We start from the raw sequence: 11002 nt of genomic DNA, 5'->3' as shown, positions 1-11002 counted from the left end.
CCAGTATGATGAGCGCCGCTACAAAGACCGGTGGCGGGTCGAGGCCATGTTCTGCCGCCTCAAGGACTTCCGCCGTGTCGCTACCCGCTACGACAAGCTCGCGCGCAACTTCCTGTCAGCCGTGAGCCTCGCTGCCGCCGTCGCGTTCTGGCTGTGATTGAGTCTCGACCCTAACCAACGGACCGGAATGGCAACGATTCGCCTCTCGTCGCCTAGATCCAGCAATTCCGATAGCGGCCCAGAGGCTGCCAATTCCAAGCACAGAAATCCCATCAAAAGCCACATCATTCGCCACCCGCATGCCATCAGAGTGCGCGCTAAGCATTGAACCTCACCAACAAACATGAGGTTCAAAATATGAATACAGACACGGCCAGACACGCCGAAAACCTACCTGCAAACACCACCAGCCTGTTCAGGATCAACCACAGGCTTGGCACCCTGTTCGCCTTCGCACGCAGCCACGACAGCGCAGCCGAGATGTTCGTCGCCCAATGGGCATCGCTGCTGGGTGATGCACCCGGCGACTTCTCAATCGACCAGATGGTCCGCTTCAAGCGGGCGGGGCGGTTCATGCAGAGCACCCAAGCAATGCAGAGCGATGGGCGCGATCGCCTTGCCGTCTTCATCGATGATACCGGCTGGACGATGCTGCCTCTGGTCCAGCTGCAAGCGTGATCAGACCTGCTCAGCGCAAACCATGCGGCCCAGCTATTAACGCCAACGAAAGACCGACATTATGAAACTCTACATCACTGAACACACCGACCGCTTTGAGGTTCACCACTGGTTCGCGCCCACCGAGAAGCAGCTGGTGCACATGTTTTGACTGGTGCGAGATCGTGCATGGTGAACCACCAAGCTATTTCAGCACCAAACGCATTCGCGTAGATGATGTGCTGCCGCACCAGCAACTGCACTTGGAAGCAGCGCTTGCCAAAAAGTGTCGCGGTGCCGGGTCATATGACCCTGAAACGGGGTGGGTGATCGAACCGATCTTATCGGCACCTTCTGTTTGATCAGTAGCCCAGCCGAGGGGAGTGACGCCCCTTCGGTTGGGTTGCGCTTGCCGCTGCTGACATACGGGAGCGCGCGAATAGAGGAAAAGACGAAGTCCAAGGATTGCTGAGGTCTAGCGACCCGGATGGCGCCACCGCTGTTAGGTGGCAGGGTCTTTAGCCATCCACCAAACCAAATCGATTATGGGGCAGACCGTTCGCCTGGAGCTTGTGAACCGGTGCCCAGCGACTGGTTCAGAATCTCATCCAGTGTTGCGACCGCCGCCGCCAGTCCGGCACGATCGCCGGCTGACAGATTTGCAAGCGCAGAGGCAAGCGGACGACACCGGCGGGTTTGACCCTCTACCAGAATTGCGCGACCTGATTGCGTCGCTCGCAAGATCACGCTGCGACCATCGCTCGCAGCATCATCACGGATGACGAAGCGCTTGGTGACAAGCTCACCAATGACCCGCGCTGCCGTCGGACGCTTGATCGCTTCGACGCTGGCAAGGTCCGATGGCCGGATTCCGCCTGACCAGACAATGACGGCCAGCGCCGATGCCTGTGCGCCTGTCAGCTTCGGGGCAGAATCAGCCGCCTTCAGCCACCGGACCATCCGAACAGACGTGTTCACGAGCGCGCTGGCCAGGGTTGCTGAATCTTGATCGTCGCTCTTGCTCATATAGTTAGCCTATGCGAATTACTTTGCCTGACAACTGAACATCGTCTTTACAAGCGATCAGAGCAAGCAAGGCTCGATATGCGGCGCACTGCTGGCTTAGCCGCTCTCAGTGCCTCCATTTTGTTTACCGGCAGCCTGATCGGCTTCGCGCACCTGCGCCTCGACGGCTATACGCATGGCACCAAAGCGGTAAGCGAATTGGGGGCAGTCGGAGCGCCGAATGCTCTGGCGTTCAATCTGCTAGGCTTCGCGCTGCCTGGTTTGCTGGTGGTCGTTGCAGCAACGACCCTTGCGCGCGCCACAGGAAATGCGAGAGGAATGGCTCTGCTTGCGCTCACTGGCGCGGCATTGGCGCTGACAGGTGTTTTCCCCTTCGACATGGCGGCCCCCGCTTCTCTCACGTCGCAGGCGCATTTGGCCGCAGCAATGCTCACTGGCCTAATCTGGGCGCTGGCGTTGTTTCGATCACCGCCGACATTGATCGATGCCGGACAGGCGGCATTCGCCCGCCATGGCAGATGGCTGGTGCTCGCGCTTCTCGCCAATATTGCATGGCAAGTCGCCCACCAATCGGGAGCGCCAATCCTGCCCGGATGGGGCCAGCGGTTCGGATTTGCCGGCATGGTGCTCTGGCTGGCACTGCTGGGTCTGGGCCTGCTCCGATCGGAGTCGGGGTCCTCGACCCGGCAAGCATAACGATAAATTCTGGCGAGTGATTAGACCGATGCGGCTGCTCGGGGGATCTGCTGCCAAATTCGACCAAACATTCCGCAAACCACCCACTTTGCGTCATTGGCCGCGTTGCGGCGCGATCCCGAAAGCGGCAAGGCAGCTTCAACGGGCTTTTCGTCGACAACCGAAATTCTCAAAGCGACCCCGAAGAAGACATTGCGGACACCACATCGAATCGGCACTTGAGTGCACGGCAATGGCGTGGTGGTCACCTCAATGCCTTAGGCTCTGATCTCATGTCGCAATCTATGTTCGGCTATCGTCTCTATGAACCACAATTACGCCTGATCCCTTGGGGGGAGGGTATCTGGACAGTGAACGGCCCCGAGGTATCCTATTCGCTCAGTGGGGTGACCATCCCCTGCCCAACCCGAATGACGGTAGTTAAGCTGCAGGACGGCAGTCTGTGGCTTCACTCGCCCGTGTCGTGCGACCCCGAGCTGGTTACTGCTGTCAGCGCTTTGGGGCCCGTTTCCGCGATCGTGGCTCCGAACACGCTCCATTACACGTTTCTGGCCGACTGGGTGCGTGCATTCCCGGCTACGTCAACGTATGCGGCACCAAACCTAAACACGAAATTCCCGCACATCGCTTTCTCCGTTCTCGGAGAGCAGTTTTCTGAAAAATGGCGCGGGGATATCGACCTGCATGTGGTTGCGCTCGGCAGCTTTACAGAAGTTGTTTTCTTTCACCGCCCATCTCGAACGCTCATCGTCACAGACCTGATGCAGAACTTCGAAGCGAGCCGAGTTCAAGGTGCGCTCGTCAGAACGTTACTGATCGTGGGCGGTGCGACGGGACCCAACGGTCGCCCTTCCATCGAAATCAGACTGGCTGCTCTGCTTCATCGCGCAGCGCTAAGGCGGGGTGTGGAACAGATGCTTGCATGGGAGCCGACGGGCATCATTCTCTCACATGGAGAGTGTTATCAAACTGACGGGGTAGTCGAGATAAAGCGAGCATTCGGATGATTTGCCAATAGACATCATTAGCCATTTTCGACTGTCGAAGGCTACCGTTCAAGAACCCATCCATCTGCGGTCATGAGTGGGACCGTGGCTCGAGCCTGAAAGCGGCATGGCGGCTTTGCCCCGCTTCTGAAAAATTCCTGCCGTTCGGGTATCGACCCCGAAGTGGCGGTTCATGGCCACTTGCAGGACCATCGAAAACGAACATAGTGTAGGGGCGATGCCTGCGGAGGGAGGCTAGTGATGGTTTCCATGACAAATCATACATCCGTCCCTGATCTTAATCAGGCGAATGTCGGCAAGCTTCCCGAGCACCTTGGTCTCGTTATAACCGAAGTCGGCGACGGGCGTGTTGTCGGCCGCTTCACCGTAAGATCTGACTTGGTCTAGCATACTGGCTATCTGCTAGCCGGTGTCGGCCTTACCCTAGCCGACTTGCTGTGCGCCTATGGTGTATCGACGGCGTGGCCCGATGGGGCAAAGAACTTCACGACGGCAGAGGTAAAATGCAACTTTGTTGGCACAGCCCTTGAAGGCGAGGTCGAGATCGTCGCGTCGCTAATCCATGGTGGACGCACAACCCAACTATGGGACGCTGAAATCACCTCGGTTTCAAGCGGACGACGCATGGCACTGTTTCGCGCAACCCAAATCATACTCTACCCTTGAGATCAGGTTCGCGCGGTGCCTAAGCTGGCAGCTTGCGACCCCGTATCGGCGGATCAATTTTCCTCACGCACTCAGAATAACTCATTCAAGAGCTGATATGTCTGGAGCTTGCGTCGGTCTCCTTCGCCAACGCCGTAGCGCTTAAGAAGTCGCTCTTGGGCGTGCACTCCATATTCAGCAAGATCGCTCCAGCAAATTGCGAGGTCGTGGTAGCGATCAGCCAGCCCTGCGCCACCAACATCAATGCATCCCGAGATCCGGCCACCTTCGAATAGGACGTTATCTAGCGAGAAATCACCGTGAGTTACGACAAGGTCAGGCTTTAGCGGAAGATGCGCCTGAATGGCCTCCCAGACATCTTCCGCAGACCATTCTTGCTGCTCTTGGTCAAAATCCGCTTCATTCACAAGTCCGGCATCAATCCGCGCGCGGCCCTCAATGAGCCTGCGTTCTAGGCGCGTGTCGAAAGGACATTCAACGACTGGCAACGCATGGACCACGCGGAGGAAATCAGCGAGTGCGTCGATGACAAGCTCGCGGTCATCACGCCGTTTATCGAGCAAGGCCCGCGCGCTTTCGCCTGACAGCGCCTTTGTCATCAGCCAGCACTCGTCTTGCGTGGCGATGAACCGGATAATCTCGGGAACCGGCAGGCGGGAGTGTAGCCACCGGAGTCTGGTCATCTCGTCTGCCACTGCATCGCTGAGCACACCCTTGCCGTGTTTCAGGTAGGCAACCGTTTGTCCCTCGTGGTCATCGAGGCGCAGCACCTTACAGCCAGATTCTCCGACCAGTGAGGGAGTGGCGATCCAGGACCCGATGAGTTGTTCGTATATTCCAGAACTGTCTGCGATCATGCTGCTGGAATATGAGCGGCACAATGGATTGGCAATGCGTTCCCAATTGCCAACGATGTCGATCGATGGGTCGCGGAAAACCGCCATTCGCCTTTCCACCCACAATCGGCCGTCCACGCTGGATCGGCACGTGCCAATACCAGCTTGGCAGCTCTGGCCCGGATTTCGCCAGAACCAGAAGTTCTTTTGCCGACCCCAAAGCGGCTGCAAAACGCGCACGCTGGCTGTTTGATATGCCGCCGTTGACGATGCGCGCCACCGATGGGTATCGAACTGCTATGCAGCGACCATCTTCACGTCTCCTTGTGGTCGACCATGATCGGCGGATTTTGCTGTTCCGTTTCGAACACAAGAGAGGTCCCCTATCAGGACAAGTTTTTTGGGCGACGCCGGGAGGCGGACTTGATGAAGGGGAGACATACGAGGACGCTGCTAAGCGAGAATTGCTTGAGGAGGTTGGACTGGGGGTCGATGATATCGGGCCCCAAATCGCTCGAAGATTTGTCACCTTTGCTATCGCATCGGGAGAAATGGTCGAAGCTGATGAACGCTACTTTCTCGTTCGAACAGAGCGGCATATTGTAACCGACGCGAGTTGGACCGCTCTTGAGCGTGAAGTGGTGACAGCCCATCAGTGGTGGAGCCAAGCCGAGCTCATCAATTTAGGAGAACCATTCTGGCCCGAGGACCTCGCAGACATCTTGGTTCAAGCTGATGTCTGGAGCTGAAACCTAATGGGCGGCGTCAACGGATTTTTTCTACGAAAGCCGAGTTTCTCAACGCGACTCCATTCCGGCCACCAGCAGCAACAGATGTGTGCTTGTTCTCACACGATGAAGGAAAACGTATTGCCGAAGTTGTGTAGCAGAACGGGCAGCAGCAGACTACCGGTCCGCAGACGCACCCATACCGCGATGAAGGATGGAATGGCGGTCAGCGCCATTGTGACCGGATCGAACGAGAAGATTCCGTCGGAGTAACCAAAGGCGTGCGTCATGCCGAAAAGAAAGCACGACAACACCGCCCCCCAGCCCCAGTCGACGCCAAGCAGCCGCTTGCGTCCCCGGAACGCTTGGTCGAGCGCAAATAGCAGTATCCCGCGATAGAACAGCTCTTCCTCCAGACCCGGCATCGTCAACTGGAATGCGATATCTTCTGCGCTGGGATGATCGGCGGGGAAGAGCATGGCGATGACGACAAAGAAGGCGCAATAAGCCGCAGCGACTGGTCCCGCAGCTTTCAGGCTGCCCGCCTCGTGTGACAGGGTAAGGCCGACCCTGCGCAACCCAAAGGCCGGCAGGGCCGCTATGACGATAGTAACGGCAAAGGCGGTCAGCTTGCCTTGCCAGTTCCACGCGCCTCCGATCAAAACTGGCAGCAATCCGTAGCAACGGGTGAGAAGGATATCGTTGATCGCCACTAGCAGCGTGGCAATCACAAGCCATCGCGCAGAGAAATTGCGCCGATCGGCAAGACTCAGAGCTGCTCCAAGAAACAGCAGAAGAGCTAGAGTTCCTGCCAGTCCGATCAGTCCGTTCACGCGCCTGCCTTTCCATTGCGGTGGGCTTTCCGGCTAGCGTGTGATGTCCGTTCCCGCTCCTCAGAAGGCGAAATTTCGCTCCTCAAAACCCGGCTTTCGGGATTTTTGGGCCAATTACGTCACGCGGTCGCGCCGCAGACCGATAGGCGCTCGGACTGCACCCCTCGATGGCCCGGAAGGCACGGTTAAAGCTGGCAAGCGAGGCAAATCCGCTATCGAGCGCGATAGCGATCAACTTGTCGTTTCGGTCACGGTCTTTCAGCAGGCGACGCGCTTCAGCGACTCGGTGATAATTCAAAAAGGCGCGGAAATGATCGAAGCCAAGTTGCTGGTTGATCAGTGTTCTGACCGCGCGCTCAGGGGCTGACATGAGTTCCACGAAGCGGCCGAAGGTCAGTGCGGGATCGAGATGCACTCGCTCTGTTTCGATCAGGACAATCAGGCGGCGGTAGAGTGCTTCATCGCGGCCGTGGGCGGCATCTGGCGCCGGCCTCATCGGGATTGCCCCCGCCCGCGCCGCGCCAAAGGTCAGAACATCGGCTCGGACGGTCAGCACCCGGTCTGCCAGCCAAAGACCGAACACAAGGACCATGGCATTCTGTGTCATGGAGAAAGCGAGCGGCCGCCAGTTGAAGCCGAACAGTGCGTCTGCCATCAGGTCGATGAACAACATCCCGCCAAGCAGCACCGCAACCAGCACGCGCGCACTATGGCGTTGCTCGACAAAGTCGCCCTGCCTCTCGTCCAGCAGTCGCCAGACAAGATGGCCGACGATCGCAAAACCCATGACCACAAGCAATTGCGATAGCCCAACATTGGCGAGCATATCGCCGAACAGGCCTCGATCCGCTGCTGCAACGCCAGCCCATGCAAGCCCGACCATCAAAACACCGCCTTGCAACCGGAAGCGGCTGTCGAAGCAGGAAAGGGCGAACCACCACAGGAAAATGACTGTGAACCCGCTGGCTGCATGCGCGATATCGCTCACCAGTCCAGCGGGCCTTAGCGACATGAGCGGCGTATTGCCGAGAACGAAGCCAGCCACGCACACTGCTAGGGGCGCAAACAGCAGAGCGGCCAATCCGACACGTTGTCTATGGCTGAGCAGCAGCCATGCGAGCAGAATAAAAATGCCCGCAGAGCCAATACGGAGCGCAAGGTCCATTTGTCCGATGATCATGTCCAGGCAATAGCGCTAAATCCGATTGGACAAAATCAGGAAACCGCCCTTCAGAAAACCACCCATCACCGGTCATGATCGAGGGCGAGGCTCAAACCGGCGGCACACCATGACGAACTGGCGGCACGTCGCCCGGATTGTCTTCAGACACATAGTCATCCAGCGATGCTGGCAACCTAAAGTCTTGCCGGCAGTCCTGACCTTCAACGAAACGGCCCATCTCAAAAGCCTCCTGACACTCAGGAAATCATAGCATTTTCTCGCGTTTTTACACAGCCTCGGTCGGCAACCGACGCTGCTCAACTCACGCCGTGAATGGCGGCTTTGCTTCGCTTCTTGAGTATTCCCGTCTTTCAGGAGTCGCCCCCTCAGCGGCCATTGAACAGTGGTTTATCAAGCACGTAACGCAGACCATTTACTCCTGACACAACGCTGTCAGTAGGCTCAGAATATACGTGAGCCTCCACAACAGGAGGACACTATGACACACACATATGCCGATGGTCTCGTGATGCTCGCCGAGCTGAAGATCAAGCCGGGCGAACGCGAGGCATTCCTGAATTACACGGTTGAGAACCTGAAGATCAGCAGGTCAGCGGCAGGCAATATCGCCTTCGACATCCTGATCGACGAGTCCAACCCTGAGACGGTACTGTTCTATGAAGTCTGGGAGTCGGCCGATGCACAGCAAGCCTATATGGCCTGGCGCATCGAGCGAGGCGATCTGACCACGCTGATATCGTTTCTGGCAGGCGAACCCAAATTCACCGCTCTGCGGAGTATCGCAAGCTAAGGCGACCGCTGTCAGGCGACTGCCCTCGATAGAGCCGTCAGCCTGACACTCGCTCTTGCCCGGGCCACTGTTGTTCCGGCGGCGTCCACCAGTTCGGCTTCGACAAAACCAATCGTTCTGCCGAGTTGCACGACGCGGCCGGCCCCGATGAGCATGCCGGGCTTCGCAGGCGCGAGGAACTGGACATTCAAATCGATGGTCGATGGAAAGACTTGCGCATCGCTTGCGATGAGAATGGCAGGACCCATGCAATCGTCGAGCATGGCTGTTAGAAATCCCCCCTGCACGTTGCCAGCAGCATTGCAGAATTCCGGACGAGCGGTGAACGCGATCTTGACCAGGCCCTCATCCGGTTTGGCTTCCAAAATATCGAGTTCGAGCAGCCTTGCGCATGGCGGGGTCGGAAAGCGATCAAGTATCGTGGGAATGGACATGGCGTGCTCCTGCTGGTCTGATGCTCAGGAACATAGGCTGGCGCTCCTGACAGCATTGTGTCAGTAATCAGCAATGCGCCGCGCCGAACGCCTGTTCAGATTGGTTCGCGAACTACGATCAAGAAACATCAGCCGGGCGGAGGACCTTGCGGCCACCTTCGAGATCAGCGCGCGCACCGTCTACCGCGACATCGCCCATTTGCAGGCGTCGGGACTACCGATCGAGGGCGAAGCTGGGGTCGGCTACATTCTACGTCCTGGTTTCGACCTACCCGCCCTGACGTTCACTTTCGAGCAAATTGATGCTCTGGCTGTGGGGCTATCCTTCGTCGAGGCAGCCGGCGACGCATCCTTGTCGCTGGCAGCCAAGGAGGTTCGGGCAAAGTTGCAGGCAGCCCTGCCCGAACCCGATCAACGCAAGCTGGATCAGGCCCCGTTCTTCGCGAGCCGACGCGAGGGGCTCGCTGATCCGAAACTGAGAACGATAAGGGAGGCCATCCGCGAATCTCGCATCCTGCACCTGACATATGCCGATGCCGAGGACAGGAAAACGGATCGGCGAGTCTGGCCACTCGCCGCTTGGGCATTCACAGACGGGTGGCTTTTTGTCGCTTGGTGCGAACTACGGAATGACTTTCGCGCCTTCCGGCTTGACAGGATTTCCATGCTTGAAACCAGCGATCAGCATTTCATCAGCGAACCCGACAAGAGCCTCAAAGCTTATCTTTCCTCTAAGTTTTTGGCGGCTCAGATCTAATAGTAAGTCCGGGCAAGGTGCTCCCGCTTAGTCTAGCTTGATCTCATTGCCGCCCTTCGCCTTTCCACCCAGTCGCAGTCATCAGCGGGGTCGAGGCTCGACCCCGAAGCCGCATGACGGCTTTCGGCGGAACCAGGCGTTCTCGTTCATAATCGGGAATGACTAAGCCTCGGTCGCTAGCGGTCAGTCCGCTTTGAGCGGCTAGACCATCGAGAGTTACCATGCGACAGACGCTCCTTGTGATACACGCCTACTCGTGCTCGTCCCCTCGCAACTCTTGGTAGGAGGTTGCGACCCTGCTAGCCCTTACAGCAGGGGGAACGCATTTTGCAGGCTATGACACGACATTCGGTATTCATCGCGCTGATGCTGACCGGACTGATTGTTCTTGGGTTTCTGGCTTTGCTTGCTGCTCTTGGCCCTGATTGGGCTGCATACGTCCCGGCAAGCTGCACTGCCACTCGCTGTTTTTGCGAGGCGCCGCGAACCGGGATGCTGCTGCTGCAACCGGCGAACACCTGGTCATCTTTCGGCTACGTCCTGATCGGCGGTCTGATGCTTGCACTGCCCTATGATCGGGATCCGGATTCGGCGTTGTCCGGGATTTCTGGGCGGACACTGGGCGTAACCGCGATCGTGGTCGGCGTGGGATCTGGCTTGCTGCACGCCACCCTGACCTTGTGGGGCCAGTTCTTCGATGTGGTGGGCTTGTATCTTGTGGGTTCCTTTCTCCTGGTCTCGGCTATAGCGCGGTGGCGCCGGATCCCCGATGGCGCTGCAGTCCTATTTTATGCTTTGCTTTGCTTGTCGCTGGTCACCATCCTCATCGTTGCCCCTGAGGTTCGCAGATGGCTGTTTGCTGTCCTGCTACTCTTGGCGATCGTCATCGAACTGGTCTTTGCCCGCAGGTGGCGACCAGGCGCAAAAATCGCATTCTATCTCTGGGGCCTAGCTGCGACAGCCACCGCGTTCGGCATCTGGGTCCTGGATCAGGACGGTGTGGTCTGCGCGCCTCACAGTCTTATGCAGGGCCATGCCGCGTGGCACCTGCTTGGTGCAGCTTCGCTTTGGCTTTCCTTCAACTATTACCGCAGCGAGCGCCGGCACACGGCCCTTTAAGTCGAGCATTTGGCAGCTTCCCACCCGTCTCTGGTAATGAGCGGGGCCGGTGCGCGATCCCGAAAGCGGCACGGTGGCTTTAGGCGGCACCAAACGTTCAATTTGGCGGTCGCGCATGACCGGCTTGGGCCGATTGTGTTGAAAAACCCGCCGCTGAGATCGAGGCTGGTGCCAGCTTAGGCGTAGTTTGGAGGTCTCGTCCCCGCTTATGCAGGCGCTGGGGTGGCTGGCATCGGGATCAGCTTGGCCATTTTGCGGAGGTTTTGGGCG

14 protein-coding genes are annotated in these 11002 nt (G+C 58.0%); 9 read left to right on the top strand and 5 right to left on the bottom strand.

The window, feature by feature from the left end; genetic code table 11:
* Positions 1-157, top strand: a 157-nt coding sequence (locus tag ACEW8G_RS00805) for a transposase (protein WP_373486552.1), incomplete at its 5' end; no start/stop codon positions are given.
* Positions 158-357: 200 nt separating this feature from the next.
* Complete coding sequence (locus tag ACEW8G_RS00800) at positions 358-678, top strand: hypothetical protein (protein WP_373486550.1); 321 nt, start codon at positions 358-360, stop codon at positions 676-678.
* 522 nt (positions 679-1200) lie between these two features.
* On the opposite strand, the gene ACEW8G_RS00795 is transcribed toward ACEW8G_RS00800, so the two are convergent.
* Complete coding sequence (locus ACEW8G_RS00795) at positions 1201-1683, bottom strand: MarR family winged helix-turn-helix transcriptional regulator (protein ID WP_373486549.1); 483 nt, start codon at positions 1681-1683, stop codon at positions 1201-1203.
* Positions 1684-1761: 78 nt separating this feature from the next.
* Here ACEW8G_RS00795 and ACEW8G_RS00790 point away from each other — a divergent pair, with 78 nt between their 5' ends.
* The 3 genes from ACEW8G_RS00790 (at position 1762) to ACEW8G_RS00780 (ending at position 4052) form a co-directional block, all read left to right on the top strand.
* Positions 1762-2379 (top strand): DUF998 domain-containing protein, encoded by a 618-nt coding sequence (locus tag ACEW8G_RS00790; RefSeq protein WP_373486548.1) that lies wholly within the window; start codon positions 1762-1764, stop codon positions 2377-2379.
* A gap of 272 nt (positions 2380-2651) precedes the next feature.
* On the top strand, positions 2652-3386 hold the full coding sequence (locus tag ACEW8G_RS00785; RefSeq protein ID WP_373486547.1) for a DUF4336 domain-containing protein: 735 nt from the start codon (positions 2652-2654) through the stop codon (positions 3384-3386).
* A gap of 399 nt (positions 3387-3785) precedes the next feature.
* Entirely contained in the window at positions 3786-4052 is a 267-nt protein-coding gene (locus ACEW8G_RS00780) for a PaaI family thioesterase (protein WP_373486551.1), read from the top strand.
* 71 nt (positions 4053-4123) lie between these two features.
* On the opposite strand, the gene ACEW8G_RS00775 is transcribed toward ACEW8G_RS00780, so the two are convergent.
* Positions 4124-4996: an APH(3') family aminoglycoside O-phosphotransferase gene (locus tag ACEW8G_RS00775; RefSeq protein WP_373486546.1), complete on the bottom strand. Its 873-nt coding sequence runs from the start codon at positions 4994-4996 to the stop codon at positions 4124-4126.
* On the opposite strand from ACEW8G_RS00775, the gene ACEW8G_RS00770 reads away from it, so the two are divergent.
* Entirely contained in the window at positions 4975-5637 is a 663-nt protein-coding gene (locus ACEW8G_RS00770) for an NUDIX hydrolase (protein ID WP_373486545.1), read from the top strand. The two genes, ACEW8G_RS00775 and ACEW8G_RS00770, sit on opposite strands and share 22 nt — an antisense overlap.
* A 98-nt stretch (positions 5638-5735) precedes the next feature.
* Here the strand turns inward: ACEW8G_RS00770 and ACEW8G_RS00765 are convergent, their stop codons facing one another.
* Positions 5736-6449, bottom strand: a complete 714-nt coding sequence (locus tag ACEW8G_RS00765; protein ID WP_373486544.1) for a lysostaphin resistance A-like protein — start codon at positions 6447-6449, stop codon at positions 5736-5738.
* An 82-nt stretch (positions 6450-6531) separates the two neighbouring features.
* Positions 6532-7614: a helix-turn-helix domain-containing protein gene (locus ACEW8G_RS00760; RefSeq protein ID WP_373486543.1), complete on the bottom strand. Its 1083-nt coding sequence runs from the start codon at positions 7612-7614 to the stop codon at positions 6532-6534.
* Between the two features lie 496 nt (positions 7615-8110).
* On the opposite strand from ACEW8G_RS00760, the gene ACEW8G_RS00755 reads away from it, so the two are divergent.
* Positions 8111-8422: a putative quinol monooxygenase gene (locus ACEW8G_RS00755; protein WP_373486542.1), complete on the top strand. Its 312-nt coding sequence runs from the start codon at positions 8111-8113 to the stop codon at positions 8420-8422.
* Positions 8423-8433: 11 nt separating this feature from the next.
* Here ACEW8G_RS00755 and ACEW8G_RS00750 read toward each other — a convergent pair whose 3' ends face one another.
* Positions 8434-8856: a PaaI family thioesterase gene (locus tag ACEW8G_RS00750; protein ID WP_373486541.1), complete on the bottom strand. Its 423-nt coding sequence runs from the start codon at positions 8854-8856 to the stop codon at positions 8434-8436.
* A gap of 73 nt (positions 8857-8929) precedes the next feature.
* On the opposite strand from ACEW8G_RS00750, the gene ACEW8G_RS00745 reads away from it, so the two are divergent.
* A complete protein-coding gene (locus ACEW8G_RS00745; RefSeq protein ID WP_373486540.1) occupies positions 8930-9613 on the top strand; it encodes a helix-turn-helix transcriptional regulator in 684 nt (227 codons plus the stop codon).
* A 366-nt stretch (positions 9614-9979) separates the two neighbouring features.
* Positions 9980-10732 carry a ceramidase domain-containing protein gene (locus ACEW8G_RS00740; protein WP_373486539.1) on the top strand — a complete coding sequence of 251 codons (753 nt, stop codon included), beginning with the start codon at positions 9980-9982 and terminating at the stop codon, positions 10730-10732.
* The last annotated feature ends 270 nt before the right edge of the window (positions 10733-11002 follow it).

It is taken from the genome of Blastomonas sp., from assembly GCF_041747255.1.
GTDB lineage: Bacteria > Pseudomonadota > Alphaproteobacteria > Sphingomonadales > Sphingomonadaceae > Blastomonas.
The sequence above is the reverse complement of the archived record's forward strand: the minus strand, read 5'-3'. Positions and strand labels throughout refer to the sequence as shown.